Source organism: Priestia sp. TRN 1309 (genome assembly GCF_050846875.1).
Taxonomy (GTDB): Bacteria; Bacillota; Bacilli; order Bacillales; family Bacillaceae_H; genus Priestia; species Priestia zanthoxyli.
The window spans coordinates 1-16,292 of sequence record NZ_JBOZGM010000001.1 but is presented as its reverse complement, the minus strand read 5'-3'; the positions used below and the strand labels follow the sequence as shown (position 1 = coordinate 16,292).

Genomic DNA, 16,292 nt, shown 5'->3' with positions numbered 1-16,292 from the left:
TTCATTCATCCTTTTTCTCTTTTTGTTGTTTTAACTCTCGACGAAGCAAAAGAATTGCCATTTGGTAATCACGTACATCAATCAAATTAGACTGATATAATTCTTTTACTTCCGCTTCCATCAGCTCTAAATCAGCAGTACGATCGCCTACGTATATAAAAATGCCGAAGGACTTTAATAATTGTTGTACATCATATAACGTATTCATTCTGTCACCTTTATCCTATTTTCTAGGTGATATGATTCATTTATTTTGAGATAACTCAACAGTCATTCAGTCATAAACAGCGGCCGTATTTAACGCCCACTGCTAGGTCTACATATTAATATTCTAGTAAACGTTCTCACAATAGTAAAGTATAAAATATTAAATTCGTCATTCAACAGTTTTAATTTTCTAGCTGTCGCTTCAGCTTTTCATATTTTTTACTTTGTGGTTCAAGCGCAATTGCTTTGTCGATATTTTGTGTGGCCGCTGTAATATCATTCAGTTTTATATTCACCAAAGCTAAATTGTAATACGCCTCATGAAAAGTTGAATCATACTTTACAGCCTGATTCAATTGCTGTTTAGCTTCTTTATAATTTTCAAGATAAAATTCTGCGCTAGCACTGATAAAATATATGTCACTATTGCTTGTCCCTTTTTCAATAAAAAGCTTGATGGCGTCTTTTGCTTCTTCATACTGCTTCTGCTGAAGATACGTAGCCGCTACGCTGAGTGCATATGGCTCATCTTGATAAACAGAACGCTCATGATATCCATAAAAAAGCAGACTTCCTACTAATAAAAGCGTGCAAATGAAAGCCGGAATCTGAATATACAGCTTTTTTTGTTTCGGTAAACTGACGATGCTTGCAGCTAAAAATCCGCCAACCAAACCGCCAATATGCCCTGCATTATCGACGTTCGGCGCAACAAATCCAAAAATCAAGTTAATCACAATGATGACAATGAAACTCGATCCCATTGTTCGAAAAAAGAAGCGTGGATTTGTTCTTGCTAAAAACAGTAAAGCTCCAAAGCAACCGAAAATGGCCCCTGAGGCTCCTGCGGAAATAGACGTATTCCATATAAAACTTCCTAGAGATCCTGCAAACCCGGCAAATATATAAATAAAGACAAAACGCCCGCTGCCATATATCCTCTCTACAAGCGTTCCTAAATAATACAGGGCTACACTATTCATAAGCAAATGCAGAAGTCCTATATGCAAAATTATAGGTGTAAAAAAACGCCACCATTCGCCTTCTATAATTAAGGGGTTATATTTAGCTCCGTATTGAATCAGAGTGAGCGTATTTTGCGTACTGCTTTTCCACTCCAGAAATAGAAACATTAAGATTTGCATCGCTAAAAATATATATGTAAAAATAGGCTTTCCGTATCCAGCTATTTGCTGTTCTTCGCTTTGTTTTTTCTGCACAAAAAGCACAATTTTATGTTTCCACTGTTCTATCCGCTGAGCTTCTTCTTCGGAAGAGAAATTGTCTGCGCTTTCTAATGTAAGACCCAGCCGTTCGAATAGAGGTTCATAAGCGCTTGCTTTCTCTGCCGTTAGTTGTTCAACATAACTATTCACTTTAGAAGGACTCGGCGCACTTTCTAAGGACTGCTCTGTATAAAAAGGATCAAAATCAGCAAAGTAAATTGTGTTAAGAGTAAGCGTTGATTTACCGCTCTGCTTTCGCACATTCTCAGCTCTTTGTAATGCATACAATACATCTTTTTGCTGCTCAACGACTGATTTGAAATTACGGCGGACTATGCGGATTATTGACTTATCTTTGCGATAGTGAGATTGAAACCATAGCTCTGAAGCATCAGCTTTCATCGAAATCAGCTCATATGAAGAATGGCCAAGCAATTGCTGTACCACCTGCAAATAATAAAAATCTTGCCTAGACAAATAGTCACCTCCTCACACTCTCTATATGTAAAGATGGCAGAAAGCCAGGAAAAAAGCAACGATTTTCCCTTTTTCTTTTTCTACGAAAAAACACCTTACATGTCTGTAAGGTGTTTTTTATGTATCTTTCGCTCTTAGCGGAAGACCTGCTTCATTAAACGATCCCGAACAAACGGCAAATTAAAAAATGAACGAACAGCTAGACTGCGGATAAATGAATTTCCAAACAGCGAATTTAAAACACGGTATCTCATTTGGTAGCCCAGCGTTCCAACAACTAAAAGCGTAAGTACTAATACAATATGTCTCATTTTCAAGCCTCCTTACGTTTACTTTGCTCCTATGACGAACATTTTATGCTCTTATATAGGTAAAAGCAGGATAAGGATTCCGCCTGTAAAAGCAGCAAGCAAAATAGCGGCAAGATTCACAACATCATTGTTAAAGAACGTTATTCCTTTTTCTTTTACGGTTGGCTTGCCGCAATGATCTTTCCGTTCCGTTTCAATACCGCAGCTTTGACAGCGAAAGCGAACTTGCACACTTGCTCCAAGAAGAGTGTCTATAGCGTTTCCAATAAAACCAAAGCACCCAACTAGCAATATACTACTCAGCGATACGGATGGAAAAGCAAAATAACAAGCGGCAGCAATAAGAAAAGCTCCGGCTGCTCCGGCTGCTGTACCTAAAAGTGAAACGGCTCCTGAAGTACCCGCTTCTACTCTCTTTAACGTCCAAATGTAAAACGGCAGCTTCTTTCTAAGAGACCCTATTTCAGATGCCCATGTGTCAGCATTAGCAGCTGAGATACTAATCATAAACATCCACATGTAAACAGGCAAAGCTGTTGCAGCATATAACAAACCGCAAGCAGCAGCTACACCTCCATTAGCAAGGACTTGAATGTAATCTCGCCTGTCGTGCTTCTCTAGCTTTTCTTCTAATGCGCGTTTTTTTTCTTTTTTATACTTACTACACAACGTAGAAGTGCTAAAAAATAAGAGTAAGAGTAAAAAACCTTGAAGCGAAAAACCGATATAAACGCTCGCTCCTACGATGAAAGACATGCAGGCTCCCGATACTGTCAGTGCTTTTGCTATGTAGCCCGCTCCTGCCATGAGTAATATCACGATTATCATGACAGCATCAAACGGATTCACAGCAAATAAGCTCCTTCTCTGTCAAAATATATTCAACGGGAATATCATGAGATTCATATGGAACCTCTGAAACGACTTGACAATCAAACGCAAGGCTTAGCTTCTGTCCGGTATAATCTGTTAAATAACGATCGTAATAGCCGCCTCCATAGCCGATACGATATCCATTCTTGCTATATACCACGCCAGGCACAAGGAGTAAATCAATTGAAGATTTTGAAATGGGAACCGTTTCTTCAACAATTGGTTCGGCTAACCCGTAGTACACTGTTTCAAGCTGTGAAAAATTCGTAATCTCGTAGAAAACCATTTGAGATGTTGTGGGGTTGCATTTTGGAACAGCTACTTTCTTTCCATCTTTCCAAGCCCGTTCAATGATGGCTTTCGTATTAACTTCTTTATTTCTTGAAACCGTAGCTGCAATGACTCTAGCCTCTTTCCATAAACAAGTTTCATACAGTGCATTTGCTATGCTCGTTGAATGTGCCTCGTGCTGCTCTTCAGAAATTAAATTAAGAACGCGCTTCATCTCTTTGCGCAGATGAGATTTCATTTTAATTCCCCCCTATAAAAAAAAACAGCAGGATTGTACTCCTACTGCTTACTTTGTTTCACGATGAAGTGTAACTTTTTTAAGTCTTGGGCTGTATTTTTTTAACTCAAGACGATCTGGGTTATTACGCTTGTTTTTAGTTGTAATGTAATTACGGTCACCAGTCTCAGTGCAAGCTAATGTAACGTTTACGCGCATCTATTTTCCCTCCAAACATTATAAACATAAATCAGACTTTAATATAATATCATTTTTCGAAAGGAAATGCCAGTCTGTTTTTTTGAAGAAAGTCATTTAATTTCATTTCTTCACTTTTTCTTTCCTCTTAGAGTCCTGAGCTCCTTCTCTGCTACGCCTTATATATAGATGAAGTTTCTTAAAATAGGCGGAACTCTTTTTATGAGAGGCGTACTTCCTTTCTTTTAAATAAAATCCATTATTTACACTCTTTGATATTCTTGTATTTTTTCTACAAAATATGCCGACAGCTTCTTGGCAGTCTGAGTGTTTAACGCCTCTGAATAAATATTTAATACAGGCAAGTGACCATCGGGCAAAATAAGCGTCCATTCATGAGGATCATGGTAAATTTTTAAACCATCAATGACATACACTTGTTTACCGATTGCTTCTTCTAATAACTTCTTCATCACTTGTTCTTGAATTTCTAGCGGACATGAAATATAGCGCCAGTTCATATAAGCGTGGGGGACATATTGAATCATTTCAGAAATTTTCCGCTGCTGCACCATAATTAATTCGATCAGCTGACATAAAGCGTACATGGCATCTAACTGAAATTGAACAGGCCCCAAAAGACTAAGCAAATCACGTTTTTTTGCTTTTGTCCTCATAAATGATTGATTGAGAGATTGAGCAAATGTTTCTAATGTGGATGAATAGTGTATAGGAATAGGAACGAATGCTACTTTTTTTGTCATGTATACGCTATAAATATAAAGCGACATAATTTCTGAGTCATTTACGCTGCAGCCTTTTTCATCATATAGAGCAAATGTTTCTCCATCTTCTTTAATCTGAATACAAAAAGACAGCTTATTTCGTTTAATTATTCGTTTGGTTTCTTCTGTTTTCTCCCACTTGTTTAAAAATAACACATGGATACGAAGACGCTTACATAATAATTCGACAACTTCCTGTATAAACGGTGAACAAATCACACCAATCCGCGTACTGTCTTCTAATAAAACATGCTGATTAATTGATTTTACTAAAGCATCACAATATTCTTCCCTGATATTTCCTATGCTTGTTTCTTTAAGTGAAACAGAAGTCGTTATGTTTGCTTTTTTAGCTTGAAGATACATCCGCTCAATCTTTTTTTCAATAAGCTGATTAACTAATTGTCCTTTATTATCATATATTTCTAAAAACAGACCGCTGTTTTTGCTATCCACACCAATATAAATACCAATGCTCGCTTGTGAAGTCATCATGTAATATCGAAATACCGGAAGAGCTTCTTTTTTAATATCATACACAGCTGAATGATTACTCCGTAAAAAAGAAAAGCATTCTTTGCGAAGTTGAGTGGCTTCTCCTTCATCATCGCTTGCTAGACAGAACGATCCTTGATGTTTGCATACAAGTAATAACGCATTGTATAGTCTTTCTCGATCAACAGATGAATGTACATACAGGCGACCGTTTTTGAAGATAGAAACATCTGGTTTTACAGAAAGTTGAGGTAGCACTTGATTTTCAGCTACTGTATCTTGGACATACGTAGTCATTGCTTGAACATTTACATACGGACCTATCGTAGCGTTGTATAAAAACGATTCTGCCCCCACCGTTACGTTTTGAAGCAAAATCGTTTTATCGATTGCAGCATGTGCTTCTATGATACTATTGGTTCCGATAATCGTGTAAGGACCAATTGAAGCACCTTTTCTAATCACCACATTTTCTCCTACGTAAACCGGATCGTAAACAGTCACCCCTTCTTCTATAAGCGCGTCATCTGAGACAATACTTTCCTGTCTATCGCCAAACCACTTGCTCCACAGATCATAGTGTGCTTGACGATAATGGTGGATTTGCCCAATATCAATCCAATAATCCTCTGTTACAAAACTGCACACAGTATGATTATATTCCAAAAGAAGCGGGATAATGTCAAAGCTAAAATCTGTAGGACCATAAGAATTCACGTAATCAAGAACGGATTTTTTGATCACATACACTCCCGTATTAATCAATCGGCTATTGGCCTGTTCGTAGGTCGGTTTCTCTACAAATCCCGTGACTCGATTCCCTTCATCTATCGTCACCACTCCATAACCCCGCACGTCGTTTACTTCTTTTGTAACAATGGTCATTTCGCTTTTTTGTTCATAATGAAAATGAATAACGTCTTGAAGATTAATTTCTGTTAAGGCATCTCCACTAATAATAATACAGTCTTCCTCAATAAAGGCCTCTGCTCGCTTAATTCCGCCCGCTGTTCCAAGAGGCTCTTTTTCGATAAAATAAGTAAGCGTCACTCCCCACTGAGAGCCATCCCCAAAGTATTCAATAATTTGTTCATGCCTATACTGCAGCGTAATCCCAATCTCTGTAATTCCATGTTTCTTAAGCAGTTCAATGCTATATTCCATCACAGGTTTATCGTAAAGCGGCAGCATAGGCTTTGGAATCGTGTAGGTCAAGGGCTGCAGTCTTGTTCCTTTACCGCCAGCAAGTATAATGGCTTTCAATTTTTTGCCTCCCTCCTTTTTTTATCCTGGCAAATGTGATGTTGAAACAGCTTACTTGTATCGATAGCGATTTTCTCCCAGCTAAACATCGTTGTTGCTTTTCTATACCCATTTTCGCTGATTTTCGCAGCTATTTTTTCATTTTTTAACAAAAATTCAATACAGTTGATTAATTCGAGCGTATCTCCTCTGGCAAACGTCAGGCCCGTGTCGAAATGTGAAACAATATCGCTTAGACCTCCTGTATCGGCAACGATGGTTGGCTTCTTGGCTACCATCCCCTCTAAAGCCACAATTCCAAAAGGTTCATATAGACTTGGAAAAACAACCATTTTGCAAGCTTGAAGAAGTTGATTTCGTTCGTTATCGGTAATGTATCCAATAAAATACACGTATTTGTCTAATTGCTTTTCACTTACCTGTGTTCGAAATTCATGAAGTAAAGGCCCTTTTCCCGCCACAACAAATTGAACATCTATTTGTTTTTTCTTAAATAGTTCCGCTGCTTCAATAAATAGCTGAAATCCTTTTTCATATACAATTCGTCCAATTGAAAAAATAATAGGGGCCTTTCTAAAATTATATTTCTTTTGTAAACTTTCTTTTAACCGTTCATTTACTGCGTCGACTACCAGCTGCTTGTCAATTCCATTTGGAAATATAGCAATTTTATCCTGTTCTACGTGAAATAAAGTGATTAATTCTTTCTTCATATAGTCGCTGCAGACAATGATTGAGCTTGATTGTCGAATCAGCTCCTCTTCTTGCAAGTGAATTTTCTGCTGCATGTCATTATGAATACCATTATTGCGCCCATGTTCTGTCGCATGAATGGTCGTAATTAGCGGCCTATCCGTTTTATCTGCTAAACATTTTGCTGCGGATGCAACAAGCCAGTCATGAGCATGAATAACGTCAAAAGACAGCTTGTAGCCTAACTCCAGTCCTCTAAGAGCCATAGCCACGTTCAAACTGTTTACCCATGTCAAAAAATCCGGATGATGAGGCTGCAGGCTTTTAACTCTGTAAACGTGAACACCGTATAAACGTTCATATTCCGGCAGCCCCTCTACATACGTCGTTAATACACTAACGTGATGACCCGCTCTAGCTAACGCTCTGGATAAATCAAATACATGTCGTGCAAGTCCTCCGATAACTAGAGGAGGGAATTCCCATGCAAGCATTAAAATGGAGAGACCGCCTTTATATTGATTTACTGATAAAGCCGACGGCTCTATCTCTTTTACAGGGTATAAAAAAGAACTTCCTGAAAGAAAACTGTTTTCACTATCCATCCTTGGATTCTCTTCGTGACAGAGAAAATCAAACAGCTTTATTTGCCTTTCGTATTCACCCCTGACTTTTTCAAAAGTATAAAGCCAATCGCTGCTACTTAAAAGGAGCCACTGTCGGTAGATGGCATTCACCACGCTAGGATGTTTAAAATCGATCACACCTAGCATCGCCTCTGACTTCTGTACGGTTGAAATAAACAATTGATTGTTCTCACTGACAAATTCGGCGCTTTTTGTTGCACCGTAGAGTGCAAGAGTTTCATTTTGATAAAACTCTATATCCCTCGCGTAATCTAAAGGATATTGAAATGTACCGCTTGCTGCTTGCATTCGCTGAAAGCCAAGTGTGTCCTTCGCTTTCAAATCCAAAACAGCGCTCGCTTTATTCATTGTTCCTTCCTCAACTTGTTTTCCTTGCTTAGGATATGGAAACAAGATAATACCAGCAGGGGACTTTTTTAGTTCATCTGTTGATGACTTCACAAAGGTATAGCGCATTTCATGAGATTTCAGGAGCATATCTACTTGATGAGTATACTCTCCTTGCTGTATAAAAAAACCGACGGGCTTTTTTTCAAAAAACTGTTGAAAAACACGTATTGCTTCTGTAATTTGGAGATTTAATGTTTGTTCTGTTTTAAGGATGGAAACGAACGCGTTCGTTACGGTAGTAGGAATACATTCCAGCATGTCATGCTGAAAGAAATATTTGCAGGCTGAGAACAAGCTCCCGTCCCACTTTTTTAAAAAAGTGAGTGCTCTCTGATGCTGCCGGCTTGAAAACTGGTGTAAATACTGAGCGTAACGAGTATTAAACTCCTCGTCGTTTAATACGTTCAAAAATACACAAGACATCACAGCTGTTGCACCTATCAATTTTTCAGACTCAATTTGATCTAAAAAAGGGATGAATTCGTTCGTTACTTGTTCAAACAGCGGATACTCACTCTCTGCTTGAAGTACATGTAGCAACGGATAATGCATATAAGTTAAAAGAATACAGTCATCACTATTCATATTGCTTCTTCACCTGCTCCAAGTCATTTGAATATAAGGAATATGTGCTAAATTCATTTTGAACACCCTGGTGAACTTTTACAGGTTCGTACATCCAGCTCAACGACGTTACATTCACTTGTTCATGCTGTTCTTTCATCAAATAAACCGGATTCGAACGAAGAAGGGAAAAAAAACTTCCTTCTTTATCTTGAATACCAATATCTATTACATACGTGCGCTCACTTTCCAAGCTATTCATAAATATGAAGTCTTGCTTAGGAGTAAGACCCTTCATATAATAGCGGTTTGATTCATGGCCGTTAAAATGAAGGCCTGTTATATCATACGTACACATAGCTAGATTCAATTCTTCCCATCGTGTCGAAAACATACTTTCTACCATTTCTCGAATATGCTCTGAAAACGACCAGTGAACATAAATACGAGATGAGTCAAGCTGAGTAGCTATACACACATTTAAGTTTTGAATAAGATTAGGAGCCACTGTTTTATCACTTCGTTTCTTAGATTGTTTTTTCTACATATAAATGCCGTATAAACTTATTAACATCTTACCATTCAGAAAAAGTTGCCACAATAAACGCAATTTGTCGATTTGTGTTAAAAAATCCAGGCCAGCAAATTGGATGCATGAGCCTGTATGAATCGTTTGTTACACCGCTGTTGATTTCCGTGCAAAATGTCGCTTTCCGAGGGCGGCGATGAGCCTCCTCGTCGCTTCCGCTTTTCCTGCAGGAGTCTTTGCCCTTCCCTCTCATTAACAGCTAGAAGCAGCTACATTAAACCTACGTTTCTCGATACAATGAAAAAAATCCGAACGATTCATCGTTCGGATCTTCCTTCAACTAAAACACTTTTGTCCCAGCCTCTTTTTCCACTATTCATTTAAATCGTAGCGTTTGCCTTTTACAAGGTAAAATACGCTTTCTGCTACGTTAGTGGTATGATCAGCCATACGCTCTAAATAACGGGCTACAAATAAAAGCTGTGTAATTTGATTCATAGCCTCCTGCTTTTCTTTAGCAAGACTTAAAAGTTCTTTAATTGTTATTCCGTAAAGCTCATCCACTTGATCGTCCATTTCCGCTACTTTTTTAGCCAACACAAGATCTTCTTCGTGATAAGCTTTTAACGAAAGGCTCAGCATTTCAATCGAAATATCGTGCATTTTCTTTACATGTTCTAACGGCTTAATTAATTCTTCGTTTCCAATTCGTATAGCTGATTTTGCTACATTAACGGCAAAATCTGCCATACGCTCAACATCCGAAGCAATTTTAATTGCCACAATAATACGTCTTAAATCAATAGCCACGGGCTGCTGCTTTGCAATCAGTAGGATAGCTAGGTCATTAATTTCTTCTTCTAAGTCATCCACGTATGAATCACCGTCGATAATTTCTAGCGCCAGCTCAACGTTACTTGTTTGCAACGCTTCAATTGATTTTGATAACGCCTCATGCGTTAAGCGCCCTATTTCTAATAATTTTTCACGTAATATCTTTAAATCACCATGAAACTTTTCGCGTACAACCACTCATCCCATCTCCTTGTATGTCTTAACCGAAACGACCTGTAATATAATCTTCTGTGCGTTTATCAGATGGCATTGAGAAGATTTTATCTGTTTCTGCGTACTCTACCACTTCTCCATTTAAGAAAAATGCTGTTTTATCTGAAATACGTGCCGCTTGCTGCATATTATGTGTAACAATAATAATGCTGAAGTCTTTCTTTAATTCTTGTACTAACTCTTCTACTTTTAATGTCGAAATTGGATCGAGTGCAGAAGTAGGCTCATCCATTAAAATAACGTCGGGTTCAATAGCCAAGCAGCGCGCAATACAGATACGCTGCTGTTGTCCACCTGACAACCCATTCGCATTTTGATTCAAACGATCTTTAACTTCGTCCCAAATAGCTGCTCCTCGTAAACTTTTTTCAACAATTTCATCTAGTTTTTTCTTGTTGCGAACGCCATGAATTCTTGGACCGTACGCGATATTATCATAAATAGATTTTGGGAACGGATTTGGTTTTTGGAAAACCATTCCTACTTGCGTGCGCAGCTCTTCCACATGGTACGATTTATCAAAAATATTTTTTCCTCTATACTCAATTTCACCTGATGTACGGACAATTGGCGTCATTTCTACCATACGATTTAACGTTTTAATATATGTTGATTTTCCGCAGCCCGATGGACCGATGATCGCGGTAACTTCGTTAGCATGAATGTCTAAATCAATATTTTTTAAGGCATGTGTGTTGCCATACCATAAATTCAAACCTTTTGTTTTATATACAATTTCTTTTGTTTGCGGAGTATTCACTTTTTCTTTGTTAGTCAATTCCATTGTTATTGCCATTGGATAATCCTCCTTCATCGTCTTTAACCGTTTTGAGCACAATAAAAGTCTCTCTATGTCTATTTAATATCTATTGTTTACTATTAGTGTAAATACATACGAGAAGCCGAACGCTTCCCCTTATTTTGATCATTTCTATTAATCCTTACACTTACAGAATAATAGCCGACTATTAATTGTGTTTTAACTCAATGTAAAGCTTTTGTAAATGAAGGCCTATCTGCGTGTTTTTTAGGTAAAAAACTAGTTCTTACGACCCTTAAATTCAATAAAAAACCATATATGTAAAGATTTCTAACAAAAAAGAAGAGGTTGAGACATAACTAAATTAATTTGATATAAAGATAAGTAAATTAGATAAATAAGCCAGTACGAATCACTTCTTCTGACACCACTGTTGATTTCCGTGCAAGCAGTCGGCCGGTGAGCCTCGTTGTCGCTTCCGCTCCTGCGGGGTCTCACTTCTTCCGCTTTTCCGGCAGAAGTCTTCGCCCTGCCCTCCAATCAACCGCTTAAAGCACCTACTTACATGAAATCTACGTTCACCCTCTCAATAAAAAAATCCGAACAGCGTTGATTCTTAATCAACGTCGTTCGGATCTTACTTCAACTAATATGCTTTTTCCCAGCCTCTTTAATTGGCGTCGTTTGCAATGACAGCCTGTTGATTCTCTTCTTGATCTTTTACTTCTTGTTCACCTTTTTTCTTTAAATCAAAATACGTATCGAGCGCAGAACGAGCAAGCTCTTTTGTAATGGTATTTGGTGCACTTGGCACAAATGCCGATGGTACCACGACAGCTACTGCAATTTCAGGATCATTTGCCGGAGCAAAGGCCACAAAGTTTGAATTATTAACTTTAATTGGATCCCCTCCGCTTGGGTTTTTCTCATAGGCTTGTGCCGTTCCAGATTTACCAGCAGGATTATAGTTCGCTGTATGGAAAGCTGCGTACCCTGTACCGCCTTGTTCCTGCGTAACCCGCTTAAAGCCATTTTGAACATCTTTAATGTATTCTTCTTTCATCGTGATACGATTTAACACATCAGGTTCAAATGAATGCTGCGTACCGCCAATTTCATCGGTTTTTATCGTTGGCTTTCGGATTTCTTTTACTAGCTGCGGCTTGATGCGATACCCTCCATTAGCTATTGCAGAAGTATATTGAACAAGCTGCAGCGGCGTGTACGTATCATACTGGCCAATTCCTAAATCAAGCGCTGTACCTGGAACATTGCTTCCGCCTTGTACACCTGTTGATTCGTTATCGAGGTTTATGCCTGTTGATACGCCTAAGCCGAACTGACTGTAGTACGAACGCAGTTCGCTGAATGTGTCAGGTTTAATCGGTAAAGTCATGTTCTTGTGGTACTGTAATCCAGCCATCGCCATTACCGTTTTAAACATAAATACGTTGGATGAATATTTTAACGCGGATGAATACGTTAAGGGTCCTAACCCCTCAGCCTCAGCTGATTTCTTAATTGGTGTTCCTTTAATTTTTAACGGTTCATCAACGAACACTGTGTTTGGCTTAATAGCTCCTGAATCTAAGCCAGCTAGAACCGTTGCCCCTTTTACAACAGAGCCCATTGTATACGATGTTGAAATATTCCCTAATGCAAAATCTTCTATTTTAGGTACCCCAGTCTTCTTATCAATGGTGTATTTTTTACCTGCCATTGTTAAGATTTCTCCTGTGTGAGGATCCATCATAATCACAAAAGCACGGTCTAAAAACTGCGTTCCTTTCATTTTCTTTTTGGCTAAAAGCTGGTCCGTAATTTGTTTTTCTACCGCTTTTTGAAGCTCCATATCAATAGTTAAAACTAAATCACTGCCGCGTTCGCCTTTCGACACTTGAATTGTATCAAGGAGATTTCCTTTATCATCTGTTACATACTGGACTTTTTCTTTTTGACCGCTGAGCTGAGCTTCGTATTGCTTCTCTAAATAGCTCGTCCCAACTTGGTCATTTCGACTATAGCCTCTTGATAAGTAATACTGTACTTTATCTTTGGGCAGACCCTCGTTGGCAGAGGATACATTTCCAAGCAAAGTACGGAGAGTGCTGTTTTCTGGGTATGAGCGATCCCAATACGTTGTTGTATCAACACCCGGAAGTTCATCTAAATGCTCACTTACAACGGCATACTCTTCATTTGTCACACCGCTTTTAACAATTTGCGGGGTGTTAGAATACCCTGCCTCCATTTGGCGCTTAATAGCTAGAACTTCTAAATCACTCTTTAAACTTTCTAAATCTTTTTTAGAAATGCGGTCTAACTGACGTTGATACAGTTCGTCATCAGTCATTTCACCATCTTGAACTTTTTTACGATCAGCTTTCGTAATTTTCTGCTCCGCTTCTTTAGGGTGAAGCATAATCCAATAATCCTTCATGTCGCGTTCTGTAATTTTTACCACGTTTTTAGCATCTTTGTTCTTTCTATTTTCTGGAATATCAATCACATTTGTGGTGTAAGGAACATCGATCATAGTGGCTAACTTTTTAGCGATGCGCAGCCTTTCTTCAGCTGTATTTCCTTGAAAACGAGTATATGTAATCGTATTTAAAGAGGTATTATCTACAATTACGCGGTTATACCGATCGTACATTTCCCCTCGAGGAACAGGCGTACTGACTGTAACGTCCTGTGTTTTTTCGACTTCTCGTTCGTAATTCTCACCGTACACAATTTGAACAAGTCCCAACCGCAAAATTAATACGGAAAATAGGGCAAATACGGTCAAGAAAAGTAAGTTCACACGAAAAGGCACGTGACTTTTTCTTCTTTTTTTCTTTTTCATACCAACACCTACACTTTATAAAACATATATACCATAACACCATAAAATCAGACATTTAGCAAATAAATAGACACCTGGCAGGTGCCTATTTACACAACGTATTTATTCTAAAAGAAAAGCGAGGCATTTTCCATAGTACAAATGAAGGAGCTGATAATACTCTAAGCTGGAGACTCTCCGTCTCCTTCATTTAATACTGGAGGAGTAACAGTCGTTTCTTTTTTGTGCAGAGGCTGTGAGATATGTCTTACACAAAAATAAATGATCGTATGCCCTGCTCCAACAATAGCTAATAAAATGGGAATACTTTTTGCTTCATCAAAAAATAGTACGGCTATTAAAAATAAAGATATGGAAACAACGCGCCCAATATTCAGAAATACTTCTCTGACAACAATGTATTCGATTCTTTTTGAAACAACGTCCTTTGCTCGTCCAATCACATCGTACGTTAGAGAAATGAATGGAACCAACAAAATAGGATAGGCAATGGCAATACAAACAGCATATATAATTAACTTTGGATACGATAAGTTAAAGATAAGCAAAAAGACTGCTCCATAGAGAAGGAGGCCCCCGGTGAAAATAAATCGAAGGCGGTTTTTTTGCTTAATAAATCTTGAGGCTACATAGTATCCTACAAACGCCACCGCTGAATTCACCAGTCCATAAGTTCCTAAAGCTAATTCACTTCCCGTCGTAATAAATACCATAACGGATACGACAAAAATGAACGTACCTTCACGCAATCCTTGAAAGAAATGAGCCTGTAATATTCGATTCCAGTCTTTGTTGACTTTTCGTTCAGCCCACACTTCTTTAAATTTGTATACTCCTTCAGCTGCGCGTCTTGTAATAAAAAAACTAAGCACAACGGCACCGACAAACAATAGCAGAGATACACCAAACACAATTTTATACCCAAGTGATTCATACAAAGCGGAAATAACAAAGCCCGCTCCTAAAGGACCAATCATCCCTGCAAAAGAGTTTAAGATCCCTAAAAATCCGTTAAAAAAGTCTCTTGTATCAGGTTCTGTAATTTCAAAAGTTAGCACATTAAAAGCTAGCCAATAAAAGCCATATCCTATACCCAGCAGTCCACCAAGCAATACTAAATACTCGGCTGCGTTAGCTCCACTGACCAATACAGCGATATAAAAAACAGCTAAAAAAGATACGCCTAACCTTAAAACCACAACCCGGTCAATTCGTTTGGCCCATTTACCTGCTAAAATAAACGTAAGCGGCTGAAGCACCACTACCGCTAAATTATAAATAGCGAGATCCGAAAATTCGCCTGATTGTTTCCACAGATAAATGTTAACAAACGAATTGGAAATTGAAATAGCCAAGGCATAAAGACCGCCTATAATTAAAAGCAAAAGTAAATCTTTACTAACTTCTACATCTCCAACTACTTTTTTTAATAAAGGCATATCAAAAAACTCCTTTTCTCTTCTACACCTAGTGTGTGAAAAAGAAAAGGAGATATGTAAAAGAATTGGAAAACAAAAAAGCCAGTAAAGGTAATAATTACTTTACTGGCTCTTAAATACGTCTTCAGCTTATTTTGCAGCGTCGTAACGCTTAGCAACTTCGTCCCATTTTACAACATTAAAGAATGCTGAAATGTAATCTGGACGGCGGTTTTGATAATTTAAGTAGTAAGCGTGCTCCCAAACGTCTAGACCAAGAATTGGCGTTTTGCCTTCCATTAATGGGCTATCTTGGTTTGGTGTGCTTGTTACTTCTAATTCGCCGTTGTTTACAACTAACCAAGCCCAGCCAGAACCGAAGCGAGTTTTAGCTGCATTTGCAAATTCTTCTTTGAATTGATCAAAGCTGCCGAATTTGCTAGCGATAGCGTCTGCTAATTCACCAGTTGGAGCACCGCCGCCGTTAGGGCAAAGGATTGTCCAAAATAATGAGTGGTTCGCATGACCGCCACCGTTATTGCGTACTGCTGTACGGATATCTTCAGGAACAGCATCTAAGTTTGAAATTAACTCTTCAATACTTTTGCTTTCTAAATCCGCTTTGCCTTCAACAGCAGCGTTTAGGTTTGTAACATATGTGTTGTGATGTTTTGTGTGGTGAATATTCATTGTTTCTTTGTCGATATGTGGTTCCAGTGCATCGTATGCATAAGGTAGTTCTGGTAATTTGTAAGCCATGAATAATTCCTCCTTCAAAATATGTAAGCATTTTGGCGCAAAAGCACCATATACGTTTAGATTAGCAAATTTACCCTACTCTTTCAAATAAAAAGTACCTAATCCATGATTTATATTTACCTAATTCCCATTCGCTATTCTTTTAAACATAAAAAAAAGCTTCTTTTTCTCAAAAGAAGCTTTGAATAGACAATAGTATGGCGGAGGAAGAGGGATTCGAACCCCCGCGGGCTTTAACACCCCTGTCGGTTTTCAAGACCGATCCCTTCAGCC

General features: G+C 38.4%; 16 protein-coding genes. All 16 read right to left on the bottom strand.

Features of this window, described 5'->3' with window-relative positions; genetic code table 11:
- Position 1: 1 nt before the first annotated feature.
- The 16 genes from ACRPLQ_RS00080 to sodA all read right to left on the bottom strand — a co-directional run bounded on the left by ACRPLQ_RS00080 (position 2) and on the right by sodA (position 16,019).
- A complete protein-coding gene (locus ACRPLQ_RS00080) occupies positions 2-208 on the bottom strand; it encodes a YqgQ family protein (protein ID WP_028411617.1) in 207 nt (68 codons plus the stop codon).
- A gap of 181 nt (positions 209-389) precedes the next feature.
- Positions 390-1,910, bottom strand: coding sequence for a rhomboid family intramembrane serine protease (locus ACRPLQ_RS00075; protein WP_165635144.1), 1,521 nt, complete (start codon positions 1,908-1,910; stop codon positions 390-392).
- Between the two features lie 134 nt (positions 1,911-2,044).
- A complete protein-coding gene (locus ACRPLQ_RS00070; protein WP_013059186.1) occupies positions 2,045-2,221 on the bottom strand; it encodes a hypothetical protein in 177 nt (58 codons plus the stop codon).
- Between the two features lie 51 nt (positions 2,222-2,272).
- Positions 2,273-3,070 carry a DUF92 domain-containing protein gene (locus tag ACRPLQ_RS00065; RefSeq protein WP_432235629.1) on the bottom strand — a complete coding sequence of 266 codons (798 nt, stop codon included), beginning with the start codon at positions 3,068-3,070 and terminating at the stop codon, positions 2,273-2,275.
- The gene (locus tag ACRPLQ_RS00060; protein WP_049166202.1) at positions 3,057-3,623 is read right to left on the bottom strand and encodes a 5-formyltetrahydrofolate cyclo-ligase; all 567 of its coding nucleotides are present in this window, start codon (positions 3,621-3,623) and stop codon (positions 3,057-3,059) included. Before ACRPLQ_RS00060 ends, ACRPLQ_RS00065 begins: the two co-directional genes overlap by 14 nt.
- 48 nt (positions 3,624-3,671) lie before the next feature.
- On the bottom strand, positions 3,672-3,821 hold the full coding sequence (gene rpmG, locus ACRPLQ_RS00055; protein ID WP_013059189.1) for a 50S ribosomal protein L33: 150 nt from the start codon (positions 3,819-3,821) through the stop codon (positions 3,672-3,674).
- A 242-nt stretch (positions 3,822-4,063) separates the two neighbouring features.
- Complete coding sequence (locus ACRPLQ_RS00050) at positions 4,064-6,343, bottom strand: sugar phosphate nucleotidyltransferase (protein ID WP_049166203.1); 2,280 nt, start codon at positions 6,341-6,343, stop codon at positions 4,064-4,066.
- Positions 6,340-8,658, bottom strand: a complete 2,319-nt coding sequence (locus tag ACRPLQ_RS00045; RefSeq protein ID WP_165635142.1) for a glycosyltransferase — start codon at positions 8,656-8,658, stop codon at positions 6,340-6,342. The genes ACRPLQ_RS00050 and ACRPLQ_RS00045 overlap by 4 nt, the downstream gene beginning before the upstream one ends.
- A complete protein-coding gene (locus ACRPLQ_RS00040; RefSeq protein ID WP_034271122.1) occupies positions 8,651-9,145 on the bottom strand; it encodes a DUF4912 domain-containing protein in 495 nt (164 codons plus the stop codon). Before ACRPLQ_RS00040 ends, ACRPLQ_RS00045 begins: the two co-directional genes overlap by 8 nt.
- A gap of 67 nt (positions 9,146-9,212) precedes the next feature.
- On the bottom strand, positions 9,213-9,419 hold the full coding sequence (locus tag ACRPLQ_RS00035) for a hypothetical protein (protein WP_165635141.1): 207 nt from the start codon (positions 9,417-9,419) through the stop codon (positions 9,213-9,215).
- A gap of 119 nt (positions 9,420-9,538) precedes the next feature.
- Positions 9,539-10,198 carry a phosphate signaling complex protein PhoU gene (gene phoU / locus ACRPLQ_RS00030; RefSeq protein ID WP_013059193.1) on the bottom strand — a complete coding sequence of 220 codons (660 nt, stop codon included), beginning with the start codon at positions 10,196-10,198 and terminating at the stop codon, positions 9,539-9,541.
- Positions 10,199-10,220: 22 nt separating this feature from the next.
- The gene (gene pstB / locus ACRPLQ_RS00025; protein WP_370506071.1) at positions 10,221-11,018 is read right to left on the bottom strand and encodes a phosphate ABC transporter ATP-binding protein PstB; all 798 of its coding nucleotides are present in this window, start codon (positions 11,016-11,018) and stop codon (positions 10,221-10,223) included.
- A 388-nt stretch (positions 11,019-11,406) separates the two neighbouring features.
- The gene (locus tag ACRPLQ_RS00020; protein ID WP_321201870.1) at positions 11,407-11,538 is read right to left on the bottom strand and encodes a hypothetical protein; all 132 of its coding nucleotides are present in this window, start codon (positions 11,536-11,538) and stop codon (positions 11,407-11,409) included.
- 126 nt (positions 11,539-11,664) lie between these two features.
- Positions 11,665-13,842, bottom strand: coding sequence for a peptidoglycan D,D-transpeptidase FtsI family protein (locus ACRPLQ_RS00015; RefSeq protein ID WP_432235628.1), 2,178 nt, complete (start codon positions 13,840-13,842; stop codon positions 11,665-11,667).
- Positions 13,843-14,003: 161 nt separating this feature from the next.
- Positions 14,004-15,281, bottom strand: a complete 1,278-nt coding sequence (locus ACRPLQ_RS00010; RefSeq protein ID WP_047749833.1) for an MFS transporter — start codon at positions 15,279-15,281, stop codon at positions 14,004-14,006.
- Between the two features lie 129 nt (positions 15,282-15,410).
- Positions 15,411-16,019 (bottom strand): superoxide dismutase SodA, encoded by a 609-nt coding sequence (gene sodA / locus ACRPLQ_RS00005; protein WP_013059198.1) that lies wholly within the window; start codon positions 16,017-16,019, stop codon positions 15,411-15,413.
- Positions 16,020-16,292: the final 273 nt, after the last annotated feature.

Bases quoted from the DNA above. Each gene is read 5' to 3' on its own strand.
- ACRPLQ_RS00080 (WP_028411617.1), bottom strand. From the start codon at position 208: ATGAATACGTTATATGATGTACAACAATTATTAAAGTCCTTCGGCATT.
- ACRPLQ_RS00070 (WP_013059186.1), bottom strand. From the start codon at position 2,221: ATGAGACATATTGTATTAGTACTTACGCTTTTAGTTGTTGGAACGCTG.
- ACRPLQ_RS00060 (WP_049166202.1), bottom strand. From the start codon at position 3,623: ATGAAATCTCATCTGCGCAAAGAGATGAAGCGCGTTCTTAATTTAATT.
- rpmG (WP_013059189.1), bottom strand. From the start codon at position 3,821: ATGCGCGTAAACGTTACATTAGCTTGCACTGAGACTGGTGACCGTAAT.
- ACRPLQ_RS00045 (WP_165635142.1), bottom strand. From the start codon at position 8,658: ATGAATAGTGATGACTGTATTCTTTTAACTTATATGCATTATCCGTTG.
- ACRPLQ_RS00035 (WP_165635141.1), bottom strand. From the start codon at position 9,419: ATGAGAGGGAAGGGCAAAGACTCCTGCAGGAAAAGCGGAAGCGACGAG.
- pstB (WP_370506071.1), bottom strand. From the start codon at position 11,018: ATGGAATTGACTAACAAAGAAAAAGTGAATACTCCGCAAACAAAAGAA.
- ACRPLQ_RS00015 (WP_432235628.1), bottom strand. From the start codon at position 13,842: ATGAAAAAGAAAAAAAGAAGAAAAAGTCACGTGCCTTTTCGTGTGAAC.
- ACRPLQ_RS00010 (WP_047749833.1), bottom strand. From the start codon at position 15,281: ATGCCTTTATTAAAAAAAGTAGTTGGAGATGTAGAAGTTAGTAAAGAT.
- sodA (WP_013059198.1), bottom strand. From the start codon at position 16,019: ATGGCTTACAAATTACCAGAACTACCTTATGCATACGATGCACTGGAA.